At 63.0% G+C, this 26,189-nt stretch carries 20 protein-coding genes and 2 pseudogenes; 7 read left to right on the top strand and 15 right to left on the bottom strand.

Annotated elements, in window-relative coordinates:
* Positions 1–66 precede the first annotated feature (66 nt).
* Positions 67–2,007: a TonB-dependent receptor domain-containing protein gene (locus AC07OT_RS03150; protein WP_495107439.1), complete on the top strand. Its 1,941-nt coding sequence runs from the start codon at positions 67–69 to the stop codon at positions 2,005–2,007.
* Here the strand turns inward: AC07OT_RS03150 and AC07OT_RS03145 are convergent.
* Both AC07OT_RS03145 and AC07OT_RS03140 read right to left on the bottom strand, forming a co-directional pair.
* Positions 2,004–3,323, bottom strand: coding sequence for a sensor histidine kinase (locus AC07OT_RS03145; RefSeq protein ID WP_193603612.1), 1,320 nt, complete (start codon positions 3,321–3,323; stop codon positions 2,004–2,006). The two genes, AC07OT_RS03150 and AC07OT_RS03145, sit on opposite strands and share 4 nt — an antisense overlap.
* 20 nt (positions 3,324–3,343) lie before the next feature.
* Positions 3,344–4,087 carry a response regulator gene (locus AC07OT_RS03140; RefSeq protein WP_495107438.1) on the bottom strand — a complete coding sequence of 248 codons (744 nt, stop codon included), beginning with the start codon at positions 4,085–4,087 and terminating at the stop codon, positions 3,344–3,346.
* Between the two features lie 179 nt (positions 4,088–4,266).
* On the opposite strand from AC07OT_RS03140, the gene AC07OT_RS03135 reads away from it, so the two are divergent.
* Positions 4,267–5,133, top strand: a complete 867-nt coding sequence (locus AC07OT_RS03135; protein WP_495107437.1) for a pirin family protein — start codon at positions 4,267–4,269, stop codon at positions 5,131–5,133.
* Positions 5,134–5,257: 124 nt separating this feature from the next.
* Here AC07OT_RS03135 and pcsA read toward each other — a convergent pair whose 3' ends face one another.
* Together pcsA and AC07OT_RS03125 are read right to left on the bottom strand one after the other, a co-directional pair.
* Complete coding sequence (pcsA, locus tag AC07OT_RS03130; RefSeq protein WP_027606368.1) at positions 5,258–5,974, bottom strand: phosphatidylcholine synthase; 717 nt, start codon at positions 5,972–5,974, stop codon at positions 5,258–5,260.
* 148 nt (positions 5,975–6,122) lie between these two features.
* Positions 6,123–7,049 carry a class I SAM-dependent methyltransferase gene (locus AC07OT_RS03125; protein ID WP_495107436.1) on the bottom strand — a complete coding sequence of 309 codons (927 nt, stop codon included), beginning with the start codon at positions 7,047–7,049 and terminating at the stop codon, positions 6,123–6,125.
* 192 nt (positions 7,050–7,241) lie between these two features.
* On the opposite strand from AC07OT_RS03125, the gene mdeB reads away from it, so the two are divergent.
* Entirely contained in the window at positions 7,242–9,920 is a 2,679-nt protein-coding gene (gene mdeB / locus AC07OT_RS03120; RefSeq protein WP_495107435.1) for an alpha-ketoglutarate dehydrogenase, read from the top strand.
* A 59-nt stretch (positions 9,921–9,979) separates the two neighbouring features.
* Here mdeB and AC07OT_RS03115 read toward each other — a convergent pair whose 3' ends face one another.
* The 4 genes and pseudogenes from AC07OT_RS03115 to AC07OT_RS03100 all read right to left on the bottom strand — a co-directional run.
* Positions 9,980–11,317: an MFS transporter gene (locus tag AC07OT_RS03115; RefSeq protein WP_495107434.1), complete on the bottom strand. Its 1,338-nt coding sequence runs from the start codon at positions 11,315–11,317 to the stop codon at positions 9,980–9,982.
* Positions 11,318–11,465: 148 nt separating this feature from the next.
* Positions 11,466–12,401 carry an EamA family transporter gene (locus tag AC07OT_RS03110; RefSeq protein WP_495107433.1) on the bottom strand — a complete coding sequence of 312 codons (936 nt, stop codon included), beginning with the start codon at positions 12,399–12,401 and terminating at the stop codon, positions 11,466–11,468.
* Between the two features lie 358 nt (positions 12,402–12,759).
* On the bottom strand, positions 12,760–13,857 hold the full coding sequence (locus tag AC07OT_RS03105; protein WP_495107523.1) for a methyl-accepting chemotaxis protein: 1,098 nt from the start codon (positions 13,855–13,857) through the stop codon (positions 12,760–12,762).
* Between the two features lie 195 nt (positions 13,858–14,052).
* A pseudogene (locus AC07OT_RS03100) lies at positions 14,053–14,325 on the bottom strand (PAS domain-containing protein); the annotation flags it as partial.
* 162 nt (positions 14,326–14,487) lie between these two features.
* Here AC07OT_RS03100 and AC07OT_RS03095 point away from each other — a divergent pair.
* Complete coding sequence (locus AC07OT_RS03095; RefSeq protein ID WP_495107432.1) at positions 14,488–16,686, top strand: OsmC domain/YcaO domain-containing protein; 2,199 nt, start codon at positions 14,488–14,490, stop codon at positions 16,684–16,686.
* 64 nt (positions 16,687–16,750) lie between these two features.
* Here the strand turns inward: AC07OT_RS03095 and AC07OT_RS03090 are convergent, their stop codons facing one another.
* Both AC07OT_RS03090 and AC07OT_RS03085 read right to left on the bottom strand, forming a co-directional pair.
* Entirely contained in the window at positions 16,751–17,917 is a 1,167-nt protein-coding gene (locus AC07OT_RS03090) for a cystathionine gamma-synthase (RefSeq protein WP_495107431.1), read from the bottom strand.
* Positions 17,914–19,290: a pyridoxal-phosphate dependent enzyme gene (locus AC07OT_RS03085; RefSeq protein WP_495107430.1), complete on the bottom strand. Its 1,377-nt coding sequence runs from the start codon at positions 19,288–19,290 to the stop codon at positions 17,914–17,916. The genes AC07OT_RS03090 and AC07OT_RS03085 overlap by 4 nt, the downstream gene beginning before the upstream one ends.
* 246 nt (positions 19,291–19,536) lie before the next feature.
* Here AC07OT_RS03085 and atzF point away from each other — a divergent pair, with 246 nt between their 5' ends.
* Together atzF and AC07OT_RS03075 are read left to right on the top strand one after the other, a co-directional pair.
* On the top strand, positions 19,537–21,333 hold the full coding sequence (atzF, locus tag AC07OT_RS03080) for an allophanate hydrolase (RefSeq protein WP_495107429.1): 1,797 nt from the start codon (positions 19,537–19,539) through the stop codon (positions 21,331–21,333).
* A 2-nt stretch (positions 21,334–21,335) separates the two neighbouring features.
* Positions 21,336–22,028: a GntR family transcriptional regulator gene (locus tag AC07OT_RS03075; protein ID WP_495107428.1), complete on the top strand. Its 693-nt coding sequence runs from the start codon at positions 21,336–21,338 to the stop codon at positions 22,026–22,028.
* 64 nt (positions 22,029–22,092) lie between these two features.
* Here AC07OT_RS03075 and dapA read toward each other — a convergent pair whose 3' ends face one another.
* The 4 genes from dapA to AC07OT_RS03055 all read right to left on the bottom strand — a co-directional run bounded on the left by dapA (position 22,093) and on the right by AC07OT_RS03055 (position 24,813).
* Positions 22,093–22,956, bottom strand: coding sequence for a 4-hydroxy-tetrahydrodipicolinate synthase (gene dapA, locus AC07OT_RS03070; protein ID WP_495107427.1), 864 nt, complete (start codon positions 22,954–22,956; stop codon positions 22,093–22,095).
* Between the two features lie 321 nt (positions 22,957–23,277).
* Positions 23,278–23,757, bottom strand: a complete 480-nt coding sequence (locus tag AC07OT_RS03065; RefSeq protein WP_495107426.1) for a VOC family protein — start codon at positions 23,755–23,757, stop codon at positions 23,278–23,280.
* A gap of 33 nt (positions 23,758–23,790) precedes the next feature.
* On the bottom strand, positions 23,791–24,183 hold the full coding sequence (locus AC07OT_RS03060; protein WP_495107425.1) for an ester cyclase: 393 nt from the start codon (positions 24,181–24,183) through the stop codon (positions 23,791–23,793).
* Positions 24,184–24,192: 9 nt separating this feature from the next.
* Positions 24,193–24,813, bottom strand: coding sequence for a LysE family translocator (locus AC07OT_RS03055; RefSeq protein ID WP_141606513.1), 621 nt, complete (start codon positions 24,811–24,813; stop codon positions 24,193–24,195).
* A 300-nt stretch (positions 24,814–25,113) separates the two neighbouring features.
* On the opposite strand from AC07OT_RS03055, the gene AC07OT_RS03050 reads away from it, so the two are divergent.
* Positions 25,114–25,482 (top strand): hypothetical protein, encoded by a 369-nt coding sequence (locus AC07OT_RS03050; protein WP_141157603.1) that lies wholly within the window; start codon positions 25,114–25,116, stop codon positions 25,480–25,482.
* 182 nt (positions 25,483–25,664) lie between these two features.
* Here the strand turns inward: AC07OT_RS03050 and AC07OT_RS03045 are convergent.
* Positions 25,665–26,099, bottom strand: a pseudogene (locus AC07OT_RS03045) (methyl-accepting chemotaxis protein); the annotation flags it as partial.
* Between the last annotated feature and the right edge of the window lie 90 nt (positions 26,100–26,189).

The raw sequence follows: 26,189 nt of genomic DNA, 5'->3' as shown, positions 1-26,189 counted from the left end.
TGTCCAAGTTATTCGGGGCTGGATGATTACGATTCTCTTTTGAGTCTAATCCGAAGGTCTTCGCCCATGCTGCCTGCTTTTCGTTTCTCGCCCCTGGCCCTGCTGGTTGCCGCCAGTCTTCATGCACACGCCGATGAGCCTGTTGCACTGGAACTCAATGATGTAGTGGTGACTGCATCCGGTTTTGCGCAAAGCGTGGAAGACGCGCCGGCCTCGGTCACCGTGATCGATGGCGAGGGGCTGCGTCGCAAGTCCTACCGCGACCTCGGCGACGCGGTTAAAGACGTGGAAGGCGTGACCGTCAACGGCGGTGCGAATGAAACCGACATCTCCATCCGTGGCATGCCGGCCGACTACACCCTGATCATGGTCGACGGCAAGCGCCAGAGTGCGCGGGAATCGCGGGTCAACGGCAACAGTGGCTATGAACAGAGCTTCGTGCCACCCGCTGCGGCCATCGAGCGGATTGAAGTGGTGCGCGGGCCGATGTCGTCGCTGTACGGCTCGGATGCCATCGGCGGGGTGATCAACGTGATCACGCGCAAGGTCTCACCGACCTGGGGCGGCTCCGTCGGGTATGACTACTCGGCGCGCCAGCACAGCGACCAGGGTAATGCACGCCAGACCCAGTTCTACCTCAGTGGCCCGCTCAAGGAAGATTTCCTCGGTTTGCAGGTGTGGGGCCGCTACCTGGATCGCCAGGCCGATGACGACATCGAGCAGACCAATGGCTTCAGCAAGGCTGACCACCGCGACCTCACCGCGCGCCTGGCCTTCACCCCCACTATCGACCACGACATCCTGCTGGAAGCCGGCGCCACGCGCTTGAAGAATGGCGACGGCATGAGCGCCAACTGGGCCACCCGCGAACAGGAAAACAACCGCGATCACTGGTCGCTGTCCCATCAGGGCCGCTGGGGCTGGGCCACCTCGGACATTGCCTTGTCCCAGGAAACCTCCAGCCGTGAAGGCAAGGCGACACCGGCGCAGACTGACATCTACGGGCGTAAACCCGAGATCAAGAACAGCGTGTTTGACGCCAAGCTGGTGGTGCCCACCGCCCACAACGTCAGCACCGTGGGCGTGCAATGGAATAAAAGCGAGCTGACCGACTGGAACCAGGGCCTCGGTGACCGCGTCGACTATAAATTCTCGGTGGTGCAAAAAGCCCTGTTCGCGGAAAACGAGTGGTCGATGACCGACAGCTTCGCGCTGACCACCGGCCTGCGCCTGGATGAGCACGAAGAGTACGGCGCCCACGTCAGCCCACGGGTCTACGGGGTGTGGCGCGCCACCGAGCAGTGGACGTTCAAGGGCGGTGTTGCACGTGGCTTTAAGGCCCCCGAGCTGCGTGCGGTCGTCGAGGATTACGCCTACCTGCGCCGCAACCGCTTCGTGATGTTCGGTAACCCGGACCTCAAGCCCGAGACCAGCACCAACTACGAAGTCTCGGCGCTGTGGAGCAACCGCGACAACCTGTCCGGCGGTGTGACGCTGTTCTACAACGACTTCCAGGACAAGCTTTCCACCGTCACCACCGACCGGCGCTGGAACGGCTACACCATCATGGAGCGGGTCAACGTCGACAAGGCGATCATCCAGGGCGTTGAGCTCAACGGCCAATGGGACATCAACCCCAGCGTATTGCTCAAGGCCAACTACACCTACACCGACTCCGAGCAGAAAAGCGGTGCCAACAAAGGTGCGCCCCTGGCCCTCACCCCTGAGCAAAAAGCCAATGTGCGCACGGAATGGACCATTAACGACCGCACCCAGGCCTGGGCTTCGCTGAGCTACTACGGCGAGGAAACCGGCAACACCATCACCACCGACGAACCGGCGCCGGGCTACACCACCGCTGACCTGGGCGGCTCCTACGACGTGAGCGATTCGTTGACCCTCAACGCCTCCCTGAACAACCTCACCGACAAGCGCCTGGACGATGAAACCTACGGCACGGTGAATTACGGCCGCACCCTGTGGATGGGCGCCACGCTCAACTTCTAGAGCGCGGTGGGCAATCGCACCACCGCGCACAGGCCGGCCGGTGGGCGATTCTCCAGCACCAGCTCACCGCCATGGGCCTGGATGCACGAGCGTGCGATCGCCAGGCCCAGCCCCACGCCGCCGTCACTGACACCCCGTTGTACGAAGGGCTCGAAGACTTTGCTCAACCACGCTTCGGGCAAGCCTTGGCCGTGGTCGAGAATCTCGATGCGCAGCCAACCGTTGTCCTCGCGCACCAGGCTCAGGTCGGCATCGCCGGCGTGGCGCAGGGCGTTGTCGATCAGGTTGGTCAGTGCGCGCTTGAGCGCCAGCGGGCGGCAGGTCAGCAGCAACGCGGGTGCGCCGGCCCAGGTGACGGGCTGTTGCAGGCGTTGGTAACGCTTGGCCAGGTCATCCAGCAAGTCGCTCAACGACAGCGTGGTGGTAGCTTCCTGCACCGCGTCATCGCGCACGAAATCCAGGGTTTCACGCACCATTGCACTCAGTTCCCCGAGGCTTTCGAGCATGTCATTGCGGGCTGCGCCGGGCTCCAGCAACTCCACTTGCAGGCGCAGTTCGGTGATCGGCGTATTCAAGTCATGGCTGACTGCTGCGAGCATCCGCGTGCGGCCTTCGACATGCCGGGCGAGGTTGACCTGCATGGTGTTGAAGGCGGCAGTGAGGTCGCGGGCTTCCTGTGGGCCGGTTTCCGCCAGCGGGGCGATCCATTCACCGCGGCTGACGCGCTCGGTGGCTTGGGCCAGGGTCTTGATCGGGCGCACCACGCGGGCAATGAAAAACATCACGATCAGCAGCACCGGCAGGGTCGTCACCGGGAGGCTGTAGGCCAGGACGCGGCCCCATTCATAGGCGCCGGCGGGGTATTGCACGGCATTCAGGTAGGTACCGTTGGGCAGCGGCACGCTGCTGCGCAGGCGCAACGGCGCCCACCCGGCGGGGCTGAACACATGGGTACGGGCGTCGGCGCCGCTGATGCGTTCCAACTGCATGCCGATGGCGGCGGCGTTATCCAGCTGTAATTGGCGCCGCAGCTCGTTGGCCAGGCGTTGTTCTTCCGGGCGTTGCGCAAACGGCGCCACCTCCGGCGTGGGGCCGATCCAGAAGCGCGTGTCGTCGGTGCTCATGCCGGCCAGCAGGTGCGCGGTTTCACTTGGGGTCAGGTCGATTGCCGTGTGATGGGCAATCCCCAGGCGTTCCAGGCTGAAACTGCGCGACAGCGGGTGGATCAGGCTGCCGGTGCGTTGCAAAAACAACATCGCAATGGCGTTCGACGCCAGCAGTGCCAGCAACAACAACAGGCTCAACTGCCGTGCCAGGGTGCGCGGCCACAGCCGGCTCAAGGTGTGCATTCGCTGACCTCGGACGCCAATAGATAGCCGCCGCCCCAGATGGTGCGCAACAGTTCCGGGGTGGCATCGCCCTGGGCCAGCTTGCGGCGCAGGCGGCTGACTTGCCGGTCGATGGCGCGGTCGCTGACATCGCTGTCGGCGGCGGCGGTGAGGTCGATCAGGCGTTCGCGGGGCAGCAGGGTGTTGGGGTGGGCGAGGAACACTTGCAACAGCCGGCTTTCGGCAGTGCTGAGCCGGATGGCCGGGCTGCCGTCGCGGCGCAAGGTGGCGCTGGTCACACTGAAGTGCCAGCCGGCGAACTCATAGGCCCGTGCGCCGGCGCCGGGCGCGGTGGGGCCGGTCGCGCGGCCCTGACGGCGCAGCACGCTGTTGATACGCGCCACCAGCTCCCGGGGCTCGAACGGCTTGGTGACGTAATCGTCGGCACCCAGGTCCAGGCCGCGTATGCGGTCGGCGGCAGTGTCGCGGGCGGTCAGCAGGATCACCGGGGTGTTGCTGCGCCGATGCAACTGGTTGCACAACTCAAAGCCATCGCCATCCGGCAGCAGCACGTCGAGCACCACCACATCGAACGCCTGGGTCTTGAGCAATTGCCACATGCCGGCCGCGTCTTCAGCGGTGCGCACCTCAAAGGTGTGACGTCGCAGGTACGTGGCCAGTGGTTCGCGAATCTTGCGGTGGTCATCCACCACCAGCACGCGCGGTGCGACAGGCGCAGGGGCAAACGGCATTGCAGCCCTCGAGGGTTGAGCGGGAGAGGGCGGATATTACTACGAGTCATTATCATTAACGCTGTTTTTGTGAGTCTGCAGCCGTAGGTCGTCCTGCCGGTAGGACGATCAAGGTTGTTTTTACCGTCTAGCGCTGAATTGCTGCGAGTTTTAAGGTGTATGCACTTTGGAGGACTACCATGAAAAAACTCATCGGCATCTACACCAGCCCTCGCGCCCATTGGGTCGGCGACGGCTTTCCCGTGCGTACGCTGTTTTCCTACGACTCGATGGGCAAGCACATCAGCCCCTTCCTGCTCCTGGACCACGCCGGGCCGGCCGATTTCACCCCGACAGACCAGCGCCGCGGCGTCGGCCAGCACCCCCATCGCGGCTTTGAAACCGTGACCATCGTCTACGACGGCGAAGTCGAACACCGCGACTCCACCGGCGCCGGCGGCAAAATCGGCCCGGGCGATGTGCAATGGATGACCGCCGCCAAGGGCATCCTCCACGAGGAATTCCACTCCGCCGCCTTCGCCCGCAGCGGCGGTGCGTTGGAGATGGTGCAACTGTGGGTCAACCTGCCCGCCAAGGACAAAATGGCCGACGCGGGCTACCAGACCATCGTCGACGGCGACATCCCCGTGCTGCCCCTGGCCAACGACGCCGGCCACCTGCGGCTGATCGCCGGTGAATTCGCCGGCACCCAGGGCCCGGCGCGCACCTTTACGCCGATCGATGTGTGGGACCTGCGTCTCAACGCCGGCAAGCCCGTCACCCTCGACCTGTACGCCGGGCGCAACACCGCCCTGGTGATCCTGCGCGGCACGGTGCTGGTCAATGGCGAAGAAGTCGCACGCCAAGGCCAACTGGCGTTATTCGAACGCGATGGCCGCCAACTCACCCTGGAGGCCAACGACGACGCCAAGGTCCTGCTGCTCAGCGGCGAACCGATTGACGAGCCTATCGTTGGGCATGGACCGTTTGTGATGAATACCGAGCAGGAGATTCACCAGGCGTTTGCGGATTTCCAATCGGGTCGTTTTGGGCGGATGCAGGATTAAAGGTCGGCCACAAGGCCAATGTGGGGGCTTGCTCCCGATTGCGGTGTATCAGTGACAGATAAGCTGACTGACACACCGCAATCGGGAGCAAGCCCCCTCCCACAGTTGAACGGTGTTCATCTGGCTATTTGTGGGTTCCCATCCACTCCAGCGCCGTGCGCCACACGCAAATCCCGAGGAAATACGCGGACATCACCGACCACAACCCAAACGTCCACGGGTTGGTGTTGGGGTAATCCACCACCATCAAGAAGCTGCACAGCAACCAGATGGTGGTCACTGCGATATTGATCGGCATGAAGCGCTTGACCCGGAACGGGTGCAGGAACTTCATCGGCGTCACGGTCAGCAGGGCCAGGCCGATCACGGTCAGCAAGGTGACCCAGGCATCCGGCTGGATGATGTATACGCACAAGGCCACCACGTTCCAGGCGGCGGGGAAGCCGACGAAGTAGTTGTCTTTGCTCTTCATGTTCACGTTGCAGAAGCAGAACAGCGATGACACCAGGATCACCGACACGGTGAACAGGTGGGTAAAGTCCGGCAGGTCGATATAGCGGTAGATAAACAGGGCCGGAATAAACACATAGGTGAGGTAATCGATCACCAGGTCCAGTACCGAGCCGTCAAAGCTGGGCAATACCGTGCTGACATTCACCCGTCGCGCCAGGGAACCATCCACGCCGTCTACCACCAGGGCCAGGCCCAGCCAGAGCAGGCAGGCCTTGGGTGAGTTTTCCAGCAGCGCCAGGGTGGCCAGGAAGGCCAATACCACACCGGTGGCGGTAAAGCCGTGGGCGCCCCAGGCTTTGATTCTGGCTACATGCAGGGTCGATATCACGGGCGGTTCTCCAAAAGGTGAAACGGGGCAGCCGACAACGTGACGCTGTCGAGTCTGGCCGGGGAATGCAGGTATCGACCGGGAAGGGGGTCATAAGGTTCACCGCCCGGCGCATCACATAGCGTAGCAAGCGTAGGACGTTTCGGCATCAGCCTTGGCGAAACACCAGCGCCTTGAGGCCACTTTGCGCGTCGATATCCGGAAATTCCGGCGGGTTTTCCAGCCGTTCAATAAAGCGCAGGCCCGGGGCTTCGCGGGTGACGCCGTCGATCAGGAAGTCTTCGCCGAAGGCCGGGTCGTTCATGCACGCCAGGACAGTGCCCTGGGCCGTGAGCAAATCCGGCAGGCGACGCAGTACGCGCTGGTAGTCCTTGGTGAGCAGGAAGCTGCCTTTCTGAAAGGACGGCGGGTCGATGATCACCAGGTCGTAGGGGCCGCTGTGGGTGACCTTGGCCCAGGATTTGAACAGGTCGTGGCCGAGGAAGGTGACCTTGCTCAGGTCATGACCGTTGAGGCGGTGATTATCGCGGCCACGGCTCAGGGCGCCACGGGCCATGTCCAGGTTCACCACGTGGCTGGCGCCGCCCTCGATGGCCGCGACCGAGAAGCCGCAGGTGTAGGCAAACAGGTTGAGTACGCGCTGGCCTTTGGCTTGTTCGCGCACCCAGTTGCGGCCGTAGCGCATGTCGAGGAACAGCCCGCTGTTCTGCTTTTTGCCCAGGTCGATCAGGTAACGCAGGCCGCCTTCGGTGATGGTCAGCTCGTCGATGGCTGCGCCCACCAGCCATTCCGTGGTGCTTTGCGGCAGGTAGCGGTGTTGCAGCGCCACGCTGTGGGCGCCGGATTGGGCCCAGTCGAAGTCGATCAACAGCTGTTTCAACCCCTCCAGGTGGGGCGCTTCGGGCTCTTTGAACAGCGCGACCAGCACCACGCCTTGCAGCCAGTCCACGGTCAATTGCTCCAGGCCCGGCCAGCAGCGGCCACGGCCATGGAACAGGCGCCGGGTTTCAGCCGGCGGGCTGGCCAGGGCGGTGAGCAGGTGGGCGTGCAGGGTAGCGAGTGCGTCTGGGTTCATCGTTGAGCGTCGGTCATTGAGCGGGCGGCATTTTAAACACACTGGTGAGGTTTCGGGTTGTTTGAGCACAACGTGCTGGGAAAAAGCCCATGGGCAGTGATTCATGCTCAAAATTCTATAAACCGCGCCTGATAACAGGCAAAAAATCCTCAGGCGCCGACATAAACTGGAAAAAAAAGCCCGGAGGTGCCCATGAACGGTTTCGCGAGTGCAGTGAATCACACAGCCCTGGATCAACCAGAGCTCGACGAATGGCGTGACGCGCTGGCTTCGCTGGTAGCCAATGCCGGCCCTGAGCGCGCACGGCAGATCCTCGACCTGCTGGCCCGCGACGCCAGCGCCCCGCACATCGACTGGAAACCCCGCCACGGCACGCCCTACATCAATAGCATCAGCGTCGAGCAGCAACCGGCGTTTCCCGGCGACCTGGCCACCGAAGAGCGCCTGGCCTCGCTGGTACGCTGGAACGCCCTGGCCATGGTGGTGCGGGCCAACCAGGCCTATGGCGAACTCGGTGGCCACATTGCCAGTTACACCAGTGCGGCGGATTTGTTCGAGGTGGGTTTCAATCACTTTTTCCGCGCCCGCAACCACGGCTTTGGCGGCGACCTGGTGTTCTACCAACCCCATTCGGCCCCCGGCATTTATGCGCGCGCCTTCCTCGAAGGGCGCTTGAGCGCGGACGACCTGGCCCACTATCGCCAGGAACTCGGTGGCGCCAAGGCCGGGGCGCGTGGGCTGTGCAGCTACCCGCACCCGTGGTTGATGCCGGACTTCTGGCAGTTCCCCACCGGTTCCATGGGCATTGGCCCCATCAGTTCGATTTTCCAGGCGCGCTTCATGCGCTATCTGCAGCATCGTGGCCTGCAGGACACCGCCGAGCGCCATGTGTGGGGTGTCTTCGGCGACGGCGAAATGGACGAGCCGGAAAGCATGTCGGCCCTGACCCTGGCAGCGCGCGAAGGCCTCGACAACCTGACCTGGGTGGTTAACTGCAACTTGCAACGCCTCGACGGCCCGGTGCGTGGCAACGGGCGGATCATCGACGAGCTGGAGGCGTTGTTCGCGGGGGCGGGGTGGAACGTGATCAAGCTGGTCTGGGGTTCGGACTGGGACGCCTTGCTCGCCAAGGACGCCGACGGCTCCCTGGTCAACACGTTGTCGAGCACCGTGGACGGTCAATTCCAGACCTTCGCCGCCAAGGACGGGGCCTACAACCGCGAACACTTCTTCGGCCAGAGCGCGGCGCTGGCCAGCCTGGTCGAGGGCATGAGCGATGAGCAGATCGACCGCCTCAAGCGTGGCGGCCACGACATGGTCAAGATCCACGCCGCCTATCACGCGGCGCGCCGGGTCAAGGGCAAGCCCACGGTGATCCTGGCCCAAACCAAAAAAGGCTTCGGCATGGGCGAGGCCGGGCAGGGCAAGATGACCACCCACCAGCAGAAGAAGCTCGATCGCGAGGCGCTGCTCGCGTTCCGCAACCGCTTCCAGTTGCCGCTGAGCGATGAGCAGGCCGAGTCGCTGAGCTTCTTCAAACCCGCGGATGACAGCCTCGAGTTGCGCTACCTGCATCAACGGCGCAGGGCCCTGGGCGGCTACGTGCCCAGCCGTAGCCAGGCCGCAGCGCCAGTGAGCGTACCGCCCATGAGCGGTTATGCCGGTTTCGCCACGGCGGCCGACGGCAAGGAAATGTCCACCACCATGGCCTTCGTGCGCATGCTGAGCAACCTGCTCAAGGACAAGGCGCTCGGGCCGCGCATCGTGCCCATCGTGGCGGATGAGGCGCGCACCTTCGGCATGGCCAACCTGTTCAAGCAGATCGGCATCTATTCCAGCGTCGGCCAGCGCTATGAGCCGGAAGACATTGGTTCGATCCTCAGCTACCGCGAAGCCACCGACGGGCAGATTCTTGAAGAAGGCATCAGCGAGGCCAGTGCCATCAGTTCCTGGGTCGCGGCGGCCACCAGCTACTCGGTGCATGGCCTGCGCATGCTGCCGTTCTACATCTATTACTCGATGTTCGGCTTCCAGCGCGTCGGCGACCTGATCTGGGCCGCCGCCGACCAGCGCGCCCGTGGCTTCCTGCTCGGTGCCACGGCCGGGCGCACCACCCTCGGTGGCGAGGGCTTGCAGCACCAGGACGGCAGCAGCCACCTCACCGCCGCCACCGTACCCAACTGCCGCGCCTACGATCCGGCGTTTGCCGGCGAGTTGGCGGTGATCCTCGACCACGGCATGCGCCAGATGCTGGAGCAGGATGTGGACGAGTTCTACTACGTGACCCTGATGAACGAAAACTACCCGCAGCCAAGCCTGCCCGCAGGCGTGGAGGCAGCGATCATCAAGGGCCTGTATCGCCTGGAAGGCGCCGCCGAGGCCAGGGTGCGCCTGCTCGGTTCGGGTACCCTGCTGCGTGAAGCCCAGGCCGCCGCGCGGTTACTGGCTGAGGATTGGCACGTGGCGAGCGAGGTGTACAGCGTGACCAGTTTCAGCGAACTGGCACGGGAGGCGCGGGAAGTGGAGCGCTGGAACCGCCTGCATCCGCAGGCCGGCAAGCGCGTCAGTCACCTGAATGATTGCTTGCCGGCAGGTGCACCGGTGATTGCCGTGTCCGACTACGTTCGGGCGGTCCCGCAGATGATCGCGTCCTATCTGGACTCCAGCTACACCGTGCTCGGCACCGATGGGTTCGGCCGCAGTGATACACGGGCGGCGCTGCGGGATTTCTTTGAGGTGGATCGGCATCACATCGTGCTGGCGGCGCTTACCGCGTTGGTGGAGCAGGGCAGTCTTGAGCGCCAGGTATGCCAGCAGGCCATTGAACGGTATGGCTTGCTGGCGGATCGCGATGCCTCCTGGACCTGTTAGCCCACCCCCTGCGCAGCTGTAGCCCCAGCATGGCTGCGCAGGCCACGACTCGAACGTGTTTAACGCGAGAGCAGCGGTGCTGCGCTTTTTTCCTCGGTGCCCACGTCATGCAGGGAAATCCTCGACGTCTCCGGCAATGCCAGCCCGCCGGCCAACGCCAGCAACGCCACGGCAATCAGGTAGAACGCCGGTGACAGGTTGCTGCCGGTGGTGCTGATCAACCAGGTGGCCATCAACGGCGCGGTGCCGCCGAAGATCGTATACGCCATGTTGTAGGTAATCGCCGAAGCGGTATAGCGCGTGCGGGTCGGAAAGGTCTCCGACAGCAACGCCGCCGTCACCACACCGCACAATACTGCGCCCACCGCCAGCAACATCACGCCGACAATGGACGCCGCGAACGAACCGGAACTGGCCATCAGGAACGACGGGTACACCACCACCATCAACAGCACGCACGCCGTCATCACCGTGACCCGACGCCCCACCCGGTCTGAATACAGCCCCGCCAGCGGGCAGATCGCCGCGGCGAAGATCAGCGCGATCAGCGACACCAGCAACGCCATCGCGCGACTCAGCCCGCCGGCCACTTGCAGGTACGTCGCGAAGTAGGTGGTGAACATATAAAACGACAGCGCCGTCAGTGACACAAAAGCGCCCAGGCAGCAGATGGCCGCACCATGGTTGCGCAAGGTTTCCTTGAGCGGCGAGTGGGCCACCGCATGCTCCTGCTTCACGGCCTGGAAGGCCGGCGTCTCATCCAGTTTCCAGCGCAGGTAAAGGCCCACCAGCCCCAGCGGCGCGGCGATCAGGAACGGCAGGCGCCAGCCCCAGCTGCCCATGGCCTCGGCGGACAATGACGCTTCGAGTGCGTACGCCACCACGGCTGCGGCGGCGAAGGCGGAGAACGTCGACACCGGCACGAAGCTGCCGTACCAGGCGCGTTTGTCCCGGGGCGCGTGCTCCATCAGGTAGGCACAGGCACCGGCGTATTCGCCGCCGGCGGAGAAGCCCTGGGCACAGCGGATCAGCGATAACAGGATCGGCGCCGTGACGCCGATGGCGGCGTAGGTGGGCAGCAGGCCGATCAAGGTGGTGGCGCCGGCCATCAGCAGGATGGTCATGGCCAGGGTGCGCTTACGCCCGATACGGTCGCCGAGCATGCCGAAGAAAATCCCGCCCAGGGGCCGGAAGGCGAAGGCGACGGCGAACACCGCGAAGGTTTTGAGCAAGGCCGCGCTGGCGTCGCCGCTGGGGAAGAACTGTTGGGCGATGGTGGTAGCGAGGAAACCGTACACGGCGAAGTCAAACCATTCGACGAAATTACCGATGCCGGCGGCGATGATGACCTTGCGCAGGGTTTGGGGGCTTACCTGTTCGGTGGAGGGGCTCGTCATGGGGAAGGCCTCGGAAGGGGTCGGGGATGCTGGATTATCCGGGGAGGGTGTTGGGCGGCCGGGCTCAAAAGAGTCGTCCGCGTAGTCAGTAGCGACCGGGTGGAATGGGGGAGGCAGGAATTGGGCCAGGTCAGGCGGGGATTTATCGTTACCGGGCAGACTTGCGATAGGTCAGCAGCACAATCCCGGTCACCACGATGACGCCGCCGACTATCTGGCCGGCGCTGAGCATTTGATCGAGCACGACCCAGCCCATCAACAGCGTGGCCAGCGGCTCAATATTCATGACCGGCGCATTGCGCGGCATGTCCAGGCGCGGGACCGACATGAACAGCACGATAAAACCGGTGCCATACAGCACCACCAACGTTGCGAGTGCCAGCCAGCCGGTACCCGTGGCCGGCGGGTTCAGGCCGCCGGGAAGGGCGCCGCTGAGGCCGGCGAGGTTGACGCTGCTGAACACGATGAAGATCGTCAGCAGGCTGCGCACGGAGCCGCGTACCTGGGACAACTTATGGTCGGTGATCCACAGCGCGCAGGCGAACACGAAGGCGGCGCAAAAGGCCAGGCTGACGCCGAGCAGCCATTGCGGGCCGATATCGGCACTGCTCGAGAGGCGGCCGGGTACGTCCAGCACAAACACCAGGCCCACCAGGATCAAGCCCATCAGCAAGGCGGTGCGCGCCGTCGGACGTGGGCCGCCGAATGCCCAGGTGAGCAGGGCAAGCAGAATCGGGAACACGTTACCCACCAGCAGCGCCAGCGCCACCGGCACACGGGCGACGGCGGAGTAGAGGCACAGGCTCTGGGTGGCGATAAGCAGGCCCAGCAGCACTTGCCAACGCCATGCACCCGCCGGCAGGCGCAGGCTTTGGCGTTGCCACACCACCAGCACCGTCAGCACCAGCAAGGTGCCGCCTGAACGCAGCAGAATGGCCAACAGCATACCGGCGCCGTCATCGACGGCGACGCGAGCGGCGATGTGATTGCCGGCGAAGGCACAGCCCATGCAGAGCAGAATCAACACGGCAATGGGGCGGGAGAACAGGGCGGGCGTGCTTTGCAGGGAGGCAGGGGCAGTCATGAAGGGCTCGGGCAGTTGCCACCATCGTCGGGGATGGGGATTTGTTTTTAGGTTGTCGTACAACTTGCTGGTGGGATTTGTAGCGTGTTTGTGTCGAAGGGGCAAGGAGGTATTTCGTTTGAGTGGTTATCGTGTGGCGAGCGGGGCTTGGTGTGGTGAGCGGGCTTGCCCCGCGCTGGGCTGCGAAGCAGCCCCAATCAAGATCACTGTGTTCCATCAGACAAACCGCAGTGCCTGGTTTTGGGGCCGCTTCGCAGCCCAGCGCGGGGCAAGCCCGCTCACCACAACAAGCCTGCTCACCACAACAAGCCCGCGCGCCAGAGTAAGCGGGCTCATTACAAGAGAGGCATGTCAGCCTTTAGCGATTGAAGCGCTCAACCAACGCGTATTGGGTGGCCGCGGTATTGGTCAGTTCCTTGCTCAGTTCCGTGGATTGATGGGCTTGTATCGAGGTCTGGTCGGCCAGTTCGGCGATGGTGGTGATGTTGCGGCTGATCTCCTCGGCGACGGCGCTTTGTTCTTCGGTGGCGGCGGCGATCTGGGTGGTCATGTCGGTGATATGCGACACCGCTTCGCTGATCCCCACCAGGGCCTGGTCCGCTTCCAGCACCCAGGTCACGCCTTCCTGGGCCTGGCGTTGGCCGTTTTCCATGCTTTGCACCGCATTGCTGGAGGATGCCTGGAGCTTGGTGATCAGCCCATGGATCTGGGTGGTCGATTGTGACGTGCGCTGGGCCAGTTGGCGCACTTCGTCGGCTACCACGGCAAAGCCTCGGCCTTGTTCGCCGGCCCGCGCCGCTTCGATTGCGGCGTTGAGGGCGAGCAGGTTGGTTTGGTCGGCGATGCCTTTGATCACATCCACCACGCTGCCGATTTCGTCGCTGTCCCTGGCCAGTTGCGCCACGGTCACCCCGGTCTCGCCGACCATGGTGGACAGACGCTCGATGGCTTCACGGGTATCGCGCGCAACTTCGCGGCCGCGCCCGGTCAGCACGTTGGCCTGTTGGGTGGCGTCGGCGGTGCGTTGTACATGGCTGGCGACTTCCTGGGTGGTCGCGGCCATCTGATTGACGGCCGCCGAGACCTGTTCGGTTTCCACGCGCTGGCGGTTCAGGCCTTTGGCGCTGGCGGCCGCCAACTGATCGGATTGCCCCGCCAGGGTACTCAGTTGTTCGGCGCTGTCCTGCAGGCGGGTAAGGCAGGTTTTCAGGCGCGCGGTCTGGCTGAGAAACGCGGTTTCCAAACGCGACTGTGGGCCGCGTGCGTCACTGTACATCTGCGCGATCAAGGCATCCGACGTCGAGGGTTCGACCCCCTCCAACAAACGCAGGGTACTGCCCTGGCGCCAGTGTGAGCACAGCAGGCCCACCGGCAGCGCGACCGCCACGGCCACTGCGACGGCCACCGGTGCACTGAGGAACAGCCCGGCGACGCTGCCAGCCACACCGGTGGCCATGTACGGCACGCAACTCAGTGCCGCCGGCAGCCAGGCATCCTGGCGCGGCACGCCCGGCTTGCCTTGGCTCAGACGCCGGTAGAGGGCCTGGGCGCGGCGGATTTCATCGGCCGTGGGCTTGACCCGCACCGACTCGAAACCAACGACTCGGCTGCCGTCGAAGATCGGCGTGACGTAGGCATTGACCCAATAGTGATCGCCGTTTTTCGAGCGGTTCTTGACGATGCCCATCCACGGCAGGCCTTGCTTGAGCGCACTCCACATGTGCGCGAAAACGGCGGGTGGCACGTCGGGGTGACGCACGATGTTCTGGGGCGCGCCGATCAGGTCGGCGCGTTTAAAGCCGCTGATGTCAACAAAGGCGTCGTTGCAGTAAGTGATGCCACCGTGAACATCCGTGGCGGAGATAAGTTTTTGCTGCGGCGCGAGTGAAATCTCGCGCTGTGTTACAGGCTGGTTGTTGCGCATTCCGACTACTCCCTGGTTGCACACAGTCCATCGGCGGGATTGGGCAGAAGATTAATGCGCAGCGGCATTTCGCCAGCCATTGGTCAAAAGCCTGAAACTTGTCGGTGAAAAACCTCATAATGGCGGCCATTTTTGTTTAGCCCGTTATTCTGGTGTGCCCCCATGGAAATCAAGGTCAACTTTCTCGACAACCTCCGGCTTGAAGCCAAGTTCGATGACTTCACGGTGATTGCCGACCAGCCTATTCGCTATAAAGGCGATGGCTCGGCACCGGGGCCGTTCGATTATTTCCTGGCCTCGTCGGCGTTGTGCGCAGCGTACTTCGTCAAGTTGTACTGCAGCACGCGCAACATCCCCACGGACAATATTCGCCTGTCGCAGAACAATATTGTCGATCCGGAAAACCGCTATAACCAGATCTTCAAGATCCAGGTCGAGTTGCCGGCCGATATTTCCGATAAGGACCGCCAGGGCATCCTGCGTTCCATCGACCGTTGCACCGTGAAGAAAGTGGTGCAGGCCGGACCGCAGTTCGTGATCGAAGAAGTGGACAACCTCGACGCCGATGCCCAGGCCCTGTTGATGCCGAGCGCGGGCAGCGAGGCGGGCACTTATATTGCCGGCAAGGACCTGCCGCTGGAGCAGACTATCGCCAACATGTCCGGGATCCTTGCCGGCCTGGGCATGAAGATCGAGATCGCCTCGTGGCGCAATATCGTGCCGAACGTGTGGTCGCTGCATATCCGCGATGCCCATTCACCGATGTGCTTTACCAACGGCAAGGGCGCGACCAAGGAGGGCGCCCTGGCGTCGGCGTTGGGCGAGTTCATCGAGCGGCTCAACTGCAACTTCTTCTACAACGACCAGTTCTGGGGTGAGGAACTGGCCAACGCGCCGTTCGTGCATTACCCGGACGAACGCTGGTTCCAGCCGGGCCCGAATGACGAACTGCCCGACGAAATCCTCGATGCCTACTGCCTGAAGGTCTACAACCGCGACGGCGAGTTGCGCGGTTCGCACCTGTTCGACACCAACTCCGGCAATGAAGCGCGCGGCATCGTTTCGCTGCCGTTCGTGCGCCAGTCGGATGGCGAGGTGGTGTATTTCCCGTCCAACCTGATCGAGAACCTCTACCTCAGCAACGGTATGAGCGCGGGCAATACCTTGGCCGAGGCCCAGGTGCAGTGCCTGTCGGAGATTTTCGAACGGGCGGTGAAGCGTGAAATCATCGAGGGCGAATTTGCCCTGCCGGACGTCCCGGCTGAAGTACTCGCGAAGTATCCGAGCATCCTGGCGGGTATTGCAGGCCTGGAAGCCCAGGGTTTCCCGGTGCTGGTCAAGGACGCGTCCCTGGGCGGCGAATTCCCGGTGATGTGCGTGACCTTGATGAACCCGCGCACCGGCGGTGTGTTCGCCTCGTTCGGTGCCCACCCAAGCCTGGAAGTGGCGCTGGAACGCAGCCTTACCGAACTGCTGCAAGGCCGCAGCTTCGAAGGCTTGAACGACCTGCCGCAGCCGACCTTCGAAGGCCAGGCGGTGACCGAGCCGAACAACTTCGTCGAGCACTTTATCGACTCCAGCGGTGTGGTGTCGTGGCGCTTCTTCAGCGCCCAATCGGACTACGAATTTGTCGAGTGGGACTTCTCCGGCCAGGGTGAAGACTCCAACGCCCAAGAGGCCGCCACCTTGTTCGGCATCCTCGAAGGCATGGGCAAGGAAGTCTATATGGCGGTGTACGAACACCTCGGCGCAACCGCCTGCCGCATCCTGGTGCCGGATTACTCGGAAATCTACCCGGTGGACGACCTGATTTGGGACAACACCAACAAGGCGCTGTTTTTCCGCGAGGACATCCTCAACCTGCACCGCCTGGACGAAGCGCAATTGCAGGCGTTGGTCGAGCGCCTGATCGAAAGCGAGCTGGACGACTACACCGACATCACCACCCTGATCGGCATCGAGTTCGACGACAACACGGCCTGGGGCCAACTGACCATCCTCGAATTGAAGCTTCTGATCTTCCTCGCCTTGCAACAGTACGAAGAGGCCAAGGAGTGCGTGGAGATGTTCCTGCAGTACAACGACAACACCGCCGAGCGTGGCCTGTTCTACCAGGCGTTGAATGCGGTGCTGGAGATGGAACTGGACGACGACCTGGAACTGGCGGACTACGAAGCCAACTTCCGCCGCATGTTCGGCAATGAGCGGATGGACGCGGTGATCGGCTCGGTCAACGGCAGTGTGCGCTTCCATGGGCTGACGCCGACCAGCATGAAGCTGGAAGGGCTGGACCGGCATTTGCGCTTGATCGAGAGCTACAAGAAGCTGCATTCGGCGCGTGCCAACATCGTCCAGGGGTGACGCATACTCAATGTGGGAGAGGGCAAGCCCCCTCCCACAGTTGATCTTTGTTTTCTGGGGGGATTTATATCCGGGCCAAGGCCTGGGCGAGGTCTGCCCGTAGATCCTCCACGTCCTCAACCCCCACCGACAACCGTACCAGCCCGTCGCCAATCCCCAACTGCGCACGGGTCGCCGCCGGGATGCTGGCGTGGGTCATGATCGCCGGGTGTTCGATCAGGCTTTCCACGCCGCCCAGGCTCTCGGCCAGGGCGAAGAGCTTGACGTTTTCCAGGAAGCGCGTGGCGCCGTTCAGGTCGCTGTTCAAGTCCACCGAGATCATCCCGCCAAACCCGCGCATCTGCCTGCGCGCCAGTTCGTGCTGCGGGTGGGACGCCAGGCCTGGGTAATAGACCCGTGATACCTGCGGTTGCTGCTCCAGCCAGGTGGCCAGGTCGAGGGCGTTGCTGCAATGGCGCTCCATGCGCAGGGCCAGGGTTTTCACGCCGCGCAGGGTGAGGAAGGCATCGAACGGGCCGGCGATGGCGCCAACCGAGTTTTGCAAAAAGCCCACGCGCTCGGCCAACTCGGGGTTGTCGCCGACGATGGCGATGCCGCCGATCACATCGGAGTGACCATTGAGGTACTTGGTGCTGGAGTGCACCACGATGTCGACACCCAACTCCAGCGGGCGCTGGATCCACGGGCTGGCGAAGGTGTTGTCGGCCACGCAGAGAATGCCGCGGCTGCGGCAGATCCGGGCGATGGCGCCGAGGTCGGTGAGGCTCAGCAGCGGGTTGCTCGGGGTTTCGACCCAGACCATGCGCGTGTCGTCCTGCAAGGACGCTTCGAACGCCGCCACATCACTCAGGTCGACAAAGCTGAAACGGTGCCCGGCACTGCGCTGGCGCACCTTGTCGAACAGGCGGAAGGTGCCGCCGTAGAGGTCGTTGCCGGACACGATATGGGCGCCGGCATCCAGCAACTCCAGCACTGTGGAGATTGCTGCCAGCCCGGACGCGAAGGCAAACGCCTGGCTGCCGCCTTCGAGGTCGGCCACGCAGCGCTCCAGGGCGAACCGCGTGGGGTTGTGGGAGCGGCCGTAGTCGAAGCCCTTGTGTACGCCGGGGCTGTCTTGCAGGTAGGTGGAGTTGGCGTAGATCGGCGGCATCAGCGCGCCCGTAGTCGGGTCGGGTGACTGCCCGGCGTGGATCACACGGGTGGCAAACGCGCTTTTATCGGGCTGGCTCATGCAAGGGATCTCCGCAGGTGGTTGAGCAGGTCGACGCGGGTGATCAGGCCGTGAAAGCCCGCCGCATCGGCAATGATGGCGACCAGGCCGCGATCCAGTTCAGCCTGCAATTCGGCCAGGCTGGCGCCGGGGGCCAGGGTGTGGACTTTGTCGCTCATGGCGCTGGCGACCATCATGGAGAAGTCCGCCGCATCATGGTGCAGGCCCAGCAGGATGTCGGACTCATCGATCACCCCCACCAGTTCGCGGCCGTCCACCAGCACCGGCAGTTGCGACACGTCCGCCAGGCGCATGCGCTGGAAGGCGGTGAGCAGAGTGTCGTCGGGGCTTACGCTGATCACGCGGCCGTCCTCGAAGCGCCGCGCGATCAAGTCGCGCAGGTCGCCGTAGTGCTTGTAGTGCAGTAAGCCTGCATCGGTCATCCATTGGTCGTTGTAGACCTTCGAGAGGTAGCGGGTGCCGGTGTCGCAAACAAAGGTGACCACGCGCTTGGGCACGGTCTGCTCGCGGCAATAACGCAGCGCGGCCGCGAACAGGGTGCCGGTGGAGGAACCGCCGAGAATGCCCTCGGCCTTGAGCAGCTGGCGGGCGTGGTCGAAGCTGTCTTCATCGCTGATGGAGTAGGCGTGGCGCACGCTGGACAGGTCGGCAATCGACGGGATGAAGTCCTCGCCGATGCCTTCCACCGCCCACGAGCCGGGTGTTTCCAGCTTGCCGCTGCGGCTGTATTCGGCCATCACCGAACCCACCGGGTCGGCGAGGACCATTTCCAGCTCGGGCTGCACCCGTTTGAAGAAGCGCGTCAGGCCGGTGAGGGTGCCGGCCGAGCCGACGCCCACCACGATCGCGTCCACGTCGTGTTGGGTCTGTGCCCAGATCTCCGGCGCGGTGCTGGTCTCGTGGGCCAGGGGGTTGGCGGGGTTGTTGAATTGGTCGGCGAAGAAACAGCCGTCAATCTCCTTGGCCAGCCGCGCGGCCATGTCCTGGTAATACTCGGGATGGCCCTTGCCCACATCGGAGCGGGTGATATGTACCTCGGCGCCCATGGCCTTGAGGTGCAGCACTTTTTCCGTGGACATCTTGTCGGGTACCACCAGCACCACCCGATAACCTTTCGCCCGGCCCACCAGCGCCAGGCCCAGGCCGGTGTTGCCGGCGGTGGCTTCAATGAGGGTGCCGCCGGGGCGCAGGCGGCCGTCGCGTTCGGCGGCGTCGATCATGGCCAGGCCGATGCGGTCCTTGATGGAGCCGCCGGGGTTTTGGGATTCAAGCTTGAGGAACAGCGTGCAGGGGCCGGTATCGAAACGGCTGACCCGAACCAGCGGCGTGTTGCCGATCAGCTCGAGTACGGCAGGGCGGGGTAGTGTGGGCATGTCGTCACCTGAAGGCTTAGGGTGGGGGACAGCAAATGGCAGAGCATGGTCTGGAACAGTAGGTCGGTATCGGGTCGGTCGCAACCGAGGGGTCGATTGAATGTCTTTTTTTGGCGCATGGACGATGCCCGGGTGCGCTATCTAAGCGCACGTTGCGCGGCGATACCCTTGTATTCATTGGCAGAGTGACCTGGCGTGGGCTTTGCTTTAGATAAATCCAAACTTGGATACAAGATGGAGTTTCCCATGCACAACGTTGTTGGCTGGACCCTCGGTGAATGGCAGGCCGCTTACCGCAGCGGCACGATCACGCCGGACATTTTGCTCACCCTGGCCGCGCAATACCCCGCCGAGGACAGCGCCTGGATCGCCCGCGCTCAACCGCAGGCATTGGCCGAGCAACTGGCGCAGTTGAGCGAACGATTGGCAGCCCAGGGCGGCGATATGACCCGGCTGCCGTTGTATGGCGTGCCGTTTGCGATCAAGGACAACATCGACGCGGCCGGCTGGGACACCACTGCCGCCTGCCCAGAATTTGCCCACCGCGCGACGCAGGATGCCTCGGTCGTGCAGAAGCTGCGCGCCGCCGGCGCAATCCTGATGGGCAAGACCAACCTCGATCAGTTCGCCACCGGCCTGGTGGGCACCCGCTCGCCGTATGGCGCGGTGGGCAACAGTTTCAATGGGGATTACGTCAGCGGCGGCTCCAGCTCCGGTTCTGCGTCGGTGGTCGCCCGTGGCCTGGTGGCGTTTTCCCTGGGCACCGACACGGCGGGCTCCGGGCGTGTACCGGCGGGGTTCAACAATATCGTCGGCTTGAAGCCGACCAAGGGGCGTTTGTCCAATACCGGCCTGGTGCCGGCTTGCCGCACGGTGGATTGCGTCTCGGTGTTTGCGTTGACCGTGGAAGATGCCGAGACCGTCGCGCACGTTGCGGCGGGATACGACGCCAGCGATGCCTATTCCCGCGCCAACCCCAACACGGCGCCAGTGGCGGTGGGCGCTTCGATCAAGCTGGCCATCCCGGCGGCCCTGGAGTTTTTCGGCGATACCCAGAACCAGGCCGTGTTCGAACAGGCGGTCGAGCGCTTCAAGGCGCTGGGGGCGCTGATCACCCCGGTGGATTTCACTGCGTTCAAGGAACTGGCGGACCAGCTGTACTTCGGCCCTTGGGTTGCCGAACGCACCGTGGCGCTGGAAAGCATGCTGGAAAACCGGCCCGAGGCAATCAACCCGGTGGTGCGCGGCATTGTCGAGAATGGCCGCCAGTACAGCGCCAGCGACACCTTCAAAGCTGAATACCTGCGCGCCGAACTGAGCCGCCGCATCAATGACAGCCTGGCCGGTTTCGATGCCTTGCTGGTGCCGACTTCGCCAACCCTGCGCACCATGGCCGAGATGGCGGAAGAACCGGTGCGCTACAACTCGCAGTTCGGCTACTACACCAACTTCACCAACCTGGCTGACCTCTCGGCCCTGGCGCTGCCGGCCGGTTTGCGCGCCGATGGCTTGCCCAGCGGCATTACCTTGCTCGCACCGGCCTGGCATGACACGGCGCTGGCGCACCTGGGCAAGCGCTGGCAAGCCAGCCTGGAGCTGCCTTTAGGTGCCACCCAGCGCTATCTGCCGGCACCGTCCGCACCCGCCCAAGCCCCCGGCTGCGTGCGCGTGGCGGTGGTGGGTGCACATCTCACCGGCATGCCGCTGAATGTCCAGCTGACGACGCGTAACGCAGTGCTGGTGGAGCAAACCCTGACGGCCGACACTTACCGCCTGTACGCGCTGCCGGGCACGGTGCCGCCCAAGCCCGGGCTGGCCAAGGCGGACAGCGGTCGGGCGATCATCGTCGAGCTGTGGGACATGCCCCTCGCACGCTTCGGCGAGTTCGTCGCCGAGATTCCCGCGCCGCTGGGGATCGGCAACCTGCTGCTGGCGGATGGGCGCAGCGTCAAAGGCTTCATCTGCGAGCCTTGGGCCCTGGCCGATGCCCTCGACATCACCGAGTTCGGTGGCTGGCGCGCCTTTATTGCGAGTCGCGGTTAAGCATGCGGGCCAAGACACGCCCCGACAGCCTGGCCGAGCAGATCTACGCGCAGCTCAAGGCGGATATCTTCGACTTCCGCCTGCTGCCGGGCGATCGTTTCAGCGAAGGCGAGGTGGCCGAACGCATGCACGCCAGCCGCACGCCGGTGCGTCAGGCGCTGTATCGCTTGGAGCGGGAAGGGTATGTGGAGGTGTATTTTCGCAGTGGCTGGCAGGTGAAACCGTTCGATTTCGCCTACTTCGAAGAGCTCTACGACGTGCGCATCGTATTGGAACTGGCGGCTGTCGGCCGGTTATGTGCGATGGACGAACCGAACCCGATGCTGCAGGCGTTGCAGGCCACCTGGCAGGTGCAAGAGGACGAGCGCCTGGAGGACGCCCAGGCCGTATCGGCGCTGGATGAGCGTTTTCATTGCGCGTTGGTGGAAGCCACCGGCAACCGTGAAATGGCGCGCATGCACTACGCCATCACGGAGCAGATCCGCATCATCCGGCGGCTCGACTTTACCCAGGCGCCCCGCATTGCGGCGACGTACGAAGAGCATGGGCAAATACTTGCGGCCATCGTGCAACGCCAGGCTGACCAGGCGCAGCACCTGCTGAAACGGCACATCGAACTGAGCAAGCAGGCGGTGCGCGAGATCACGTTGCACCGGTTGCATACGGCCCGGCAGGTGGAGGGACAGATTTCCTGATGCCCTGAGCTTATGTGGTGAGCGGGCTTGTTGTGGTGAGCGGGGCAAGCCCGCTCACCACGGGTTACTGGGCCTGGCGTGAAAGCCTTTGCAGCTTTGCGATGACCGCCTCGGTTGCCCGCTGCATCGGCGCCCGCAACTCACTCTCGATCAAGCCCTCCAGCGCCAGTGCGGCTTTCACCGGCGCCGGGTTGGGCTCCATGAACAGTGTGTTGATCAACGGCACCAAGCCAAGGAACGTCGCCCGCGCCTCAGCCAACTGGTTATCCCGTACCTGTTGCCACAGCGCTACAAACTGTTCGGTGCACACATGGGCCGACGCGGCAATCGCACCGCTGGCGCCCAGGCACAGCGCATTGAAGATCTGCAGGTCCTCGCCACACAACACATCGACCTCACCGCTGGCCAACACCGCCAGGGTGTTGCCCAGGTTGCCGCCGCAGTCCTTGATCGCCACGATCTGCGGGTGCGCGACGATGTTCAGCAAGGTCGCCTGCTCGAAGGTCACGCCGGTACGGTAGGGAATGTCGTAGAGAATGATCGGCACGCTGGACGCATCGGCCACCGTGCGAAAGAACGCTTCAAGGCCGGCCTGGGAAGGGCGGATGTAACTCGGCGCCGGCACCAGCAAGCCCGCCAGCGGGCGCTTGAGCACCTCGGTCTGGAACTGCAGCAATTCAATCTGGTTATTGCCCGCCAGGCCCATCACCACACGGTGGGCGGGCACCTGTTGCAATACCGCATCCAGCACGGCCAGTTGCTCCTGGCGGCTGAGCGATGCGGCTTCGCCGGTGGTGGTGCACACCATGATCCCGGCCACGTGTTTGTCCAGCAGATGGCTGACCAGGCGATGCAGGCCGACAAAATCGATGGCGCCGTCCTGGAACGGCGTGACTACGGGAACCCAGATACCTTGAAACGATGACATGTACTTACTCCTGATGATTGACCGTTTGAGTCACCGTCAGAAAGGCATGGGCAATTGTGCAAGTGGGAGGGAGTCCGCGCTCAATGTCCTGTCAGCTCATCTGACGGGACAGCGCGCCCCGGTCACATGAGCGACTGTTTCTTCGATTTGAGGGCGTGCGCCACGCAACCTTGCGCCTTGGCAATCAAGCCAATGACGGAAAGGTTAACCACTGAGGTTGCGGACATAAGCTGACACACCCATGAAGACTGGGGCTATCTTCATGGAATATTACGAGGTGTGTCAACTTCCCCGTGGCTTGAATGCATCGGTGCAGGTGGCTCAGCCTTTTATCGCGGCTTCAATCGCCGCAATGTCGATTTTGGTCATGGTCATCATCGCGTCGAAAGCACGTTTGGCTATTGTCGGGTCAGGATGGGCCACCGCATCGGTCAACACCCGAGGCGTGATCTGCCACGACAATCCCCACTTATCCTTGCACCAACCGCAGGCGCTGGCCTGGCCGCCGTTGTCAATAATAGCGTTCCAGTAGCGATCGGTTTCGCCCTGGTCATCGGTGGCGACCTGGAAGGAAAACGCTTCGCTGTGGGGGAATATCGGGCCGCCATTGAGGCCGATGCACGGGATGCCCATCACGGTGAATTCCACCGTGAGCACATCGCCCTGTTTGCCGGACGGGTAGTCACCGGGGGCCAGGTGCACGGCGTCGACCGTGCTGTCGGGGAAGGTGCTGGCGTAGAAGCGCGCAGCCTCCTCGGCGGTGCCGTTGTACCAGAGGCAGAGGGTGTTCTTGGGTTTCATGATCGGTCTCCACGGACAATGGGTTCATGGAGTTTAGACGGCCAACTGGCGTTCGATCGCCGCCTTGTCGATCACCGACCAGACCTGGGCGATTTTGCCGTCGACGAATGTGTAGAAAACGTTCTCCGAGAACGCCACCTGGCGACCATTGATCGCCAGCCCGAAAAACTCGCCCGGGGGAGTGACATTGAAGTTCAGCCGGCTGGCGACGGTGGGCGGATCGGCGATCAGCAACTGGATGTGGAACACCAGGTCGGGGATCTCGCGAAAGTCGCGCTCCAGCATCGCGCGGTAGCCCTCCAGGCCGACCACCTTGGCGTTATAGGCCACCTCAGGGTGGACGAAGTCGCCCAGGCGGTTCCAATCCTGCCGGTTGAGGCAGTCGATGTAGCCGAGGTACAGGTCGGCAAGTTGGTTGCGGGTCATGTTTTTTCCTCAAGCCCTGCGCGCGGTCAACAACACCGTCGCCGCCGCCGACAACAACCCCGCACAGCAGCGATTGAATATCCGCTTGCCACGCGGCTCGGCAAACCAGCGGCGCATGTGCAGGCCCATATAGGCGTAGAGGCTGATGGCGATCCATTCCAACACCAGGAACAGCGCGCCCAACACGGCGAATTGCGGCGTGATCGGCTGGCCTGGCACCACGAACTGCGGCAGGAACGCGGTGAAGATCAGGATCGCCTTGGGGTTGCCTGCCGCCACCAGAAACTCCTGTCGCGCCAGTGCCCATAGGCTCACCTTGGCGGTTACCGATTCCGCCTCCGCCTGGGGATTTGCGCGCCACAGTTGAAACGCCAGATACAACAGATACGCCGCGCCCAGGATCTTGATCGCGTAGAACAACAACTCCGACGTCTGCAGCACCACCGCCAAGCCTGCGGAGGCGAGGGCGATCATCCCGGCGAACGCCAGCAGACGGCCGACACCGGCCAGGCACGAGGTGCGGTAGCCGTAGCGCGTGGCGTTGCTGACGGACAGCAGGTTGTTCGGGCCGGGCGCCATGTTCAGGGCGAAGCAGGCGGGGAGGAACAGGGCGAGGGTGGCGAGGTCCATGGCGGCTCCGGTTTTGGACGGACGGGGAGCGTCGAGGATAAGGGGAGTGGAGGTGGTTGGACAATGTGCGCGTTGGCGGCGAAAAGATGCCAGTGCGCGTTGAGCAGGTTGGATTTAAAGAGAAGCGGGTACCAGATCGATTCCGGTCAGGGGGATGTAGTTTTCCATTTGCTTGAGTCTGGCTTGATACCTCTATGCTTGGACGGAACGCTTTCGGCCAAAAGCGGACTGTAGACAGATAGCTGCTGGCATTCCTACGCTGGCATTCTAGTAATCACACAACGCTAAAAAGGAACATTCATGTTGGTCATTCAAATTGATCGGGATAGCGTGCATGCAGGGGATGATCTGGAAAGTCGTAGGACATCAATCAGGCTTGATCCAGCAGTAACACTGCGCGCTTTGTTCGAAGCGATCCAAGGTATGGGTTACCTGCCTGGCATCAGTGGAGGCAAGGCGACGTGGATTATTTGTTCGTCTGGCAAACATATAGGTGTTTTAGCTCAGCAATGGCCAGAAACTAAATTGTTAATCCCCGCCGAGAGCTCCCTGAGTCAGTATTTTGGGGATACCGAACCTCGCCTTCTGTTCAGATATTGGTGCCAGGCAGATCCAGACCATGTCTTTTCACAGATCAAAGCTGGAGATGAACCGCCGTCTCGATTTTAGGACTGGCGGGGGTAGTCCACCCCTTTAGTCACTGGTTTTTGCAGGCATCCCAGGCGTTGAATCTGGGGCAGGCGTACAGCAAATAGTTCATTTGCATCCGACCCTCAAAAGACAGCTTCACAGTGGCTACCGTCGATTGCTATGTCATCGCTCTCGAATTCGCCTGCGCCACTGCGGGCGAGCTAAGCCACCTGATTGGCAAACCTGCCCACCGCGTCGACCACCCGCTTGGCGCCGTCCTGAATTTCCACAATGACCTGGCCTGCCTGCGTGGCGAGTTCAAGACCTTGCTCTGCCTGGGATTTGCTGTTGGCCATTTCGGCGACGGTCTCATCCACCAGTTTCTGGTTCTGCAGCACCACCGAGGCGATTTCCTCCGTCGCCGTGCTGGTGCGCCCGGCCAGTTGCCGCACTTCATCAGCCACCACCGCAAAACCGCGACCTTGCTCGCCTGCACGGGCGGCTTCAATCGCGGCATTCAATGCCAGCAGGTTGGTTTGCTGGGCAATGCTGCTGATGGTCTGAATGATCGAACTGATCAGCAGTGACTGTTTTCCGAGGGCTTCGACTCCGCCGGCCGCCGCCTGCATATCAGCGGCGATTTTATGCATGGTATGCATCGTATCGTTGACTACCACGGCTCCGCGCTCGGCACTGACATCGGTCTGCCGGGAAATTTCAAACGCGGTTTGCGCCGCGCCACTGAC

The sequence above is a fragment of the Pseudomonas sp. GW821-FHT09C10 genome (genome assembly GCF_059418085.1).
The sequence above is the reverse complement of the archived record's forward strand: the minus strand, read 5'-3'. Positions and strand labels throughout refer to the sequence as shown.

What these genes read in the sequence shown, in the direction of transcription:
- AC07OT_RS03050 (WP_141157603.1), top strand. Translation starts at nt 25,114, where the DNA reads ATGTTGGTCATTCAAATTGATCGGGATAGCGTGCATGCAGGGGATGAT.
- AC07OT_RS03110 (WP_495107433.1), bottom strand. Translation starts at nt 12,401, where the DNA reads ATGACTGCCCCTGCCTCCCTGCAAAGCACGCCCGCCCTGTTCTCCCGC.
- mdeB (WP_495107435.1), top strand. Translation starts at nt 7,242, where the DNA reads ATGAACGGTTTCGCGAGTGCAGTGAATCACACAGCCCTGGATCAACCA.
- AC07OT_RS03140 (WP_495107438.1), bottom strand. Translation starts at nt 4,087, where the DNA reads ATGCCGTTTGCCCCTGCGCCTGTCGCACCGCGCGTGCTGGTGGTGGAT.
- AC07OT_RS03095 (WP_495107432.1), top strand. Translation starts at nt 14,488, where the DNA reads ATGGAAATCAAGGTCAACTTTCTCGACAACCTCCGGCTTGAAGCCAAG.
- AC07OT_RS03125 (WP_495107436.1), bottom strand. Translation starts at nt 7,049, where the DNA reads ATGAACCCAGACGCACTCGCTACCCTGCACGCCCACCTGCTCACCGCC.
- AC07OT_RS03150 (WP_495107439.1), top strand. Translation starts at nt 67, where the DNA reads ATGCTGCCTGCTTTTCGTTTCTCGCCCCTGGCCCTGCTGGTTGCCGCC.
- AC07OT_RS03055 (WP_141606513.1), bottom strand. Translation starts at nt 24,813, where the DNA reads ATGGACCTCGCCACCCTCGCCCTGTTCCTCCCCGCCTGCTTCGCCCTG.
- AC07OT_RS03115 (WP_495107434.1), bottom strand. Translation starts at nt 11,317, where the DNA reads ATGACGAGCCCCTCCACCGAACAGGTAAGCCCCCAAACCCTGCGCAAG.
- atzF (WP_495107429.1), top strand. Translation starts at nt 19,537, where the DNA reads ATGCACAACGTTGTTGGCTGGACCCTCGGTGAATGGCAGGCCGCTTAC.
- AC07OT_RS03060 (WP_495107425.1), bottom strand. Translation starts at nt 24,183, where the DNA reads ATGACCCGCAACCAACTTGCCGACCTGTACCTCGGCTACATCGACTGC.
- AC07OT_RS03085 (WP_495107430.1), bottom strand. Translation starts at nt 19,290, where the DNA reads ATGCCCACACTACCCCGCCCTGCCGTACTCGAGCTGATCGGCAACACG.
- AC07OT_RS03105 (WP_495107523.1), bottom strand. Translation starts at nt 13,857, where the DNA reads ATGGCCACCGGTGTGGCTGGCAGCGTCGCCGGGCTGTTCCTCAGTGCA.
- AC07OT_RS03075 (WP_495107428.1), top strand. Translation starts at nt 21,336, where the DNA reads ATGCGGGCCAAGACACGCCCCGACAGCCTGGCCGAGCAGATCTACGCG.
- AC07OT_RS03090 (WP_495107431.1), bottom strand. Translation starts at nt 17,917, where the DNA reads ATGAGCCAGCCCGATAAAAGCGCGTTTGCCACCCGTGTGATCCACGCC.
- dapA (WP_495107427.1), bottom strand. Translation starts at nt 22,956, where the DNA reads ATGTCATCGTTTCAAGGTATCTGGGTTCCCGTAGTCACGCCGTTCCAG.
- AC07OT_RS03135 (WP_495107437.1), top strand. Translation starts at nt 4,267, where the DNA reads ATGAAAAAACTCATCGGCATCTACACCAGCCCTCGCGCCCATTGGGTC.
- AC07OT_RS03065 (WP_495107426.1), bottom strand. Translation starts at nt 23,757, where the DNA reads ATGAAACCCAAGAACACCCTCTGCCTCTGGTACAACGGCACCGCCGAG.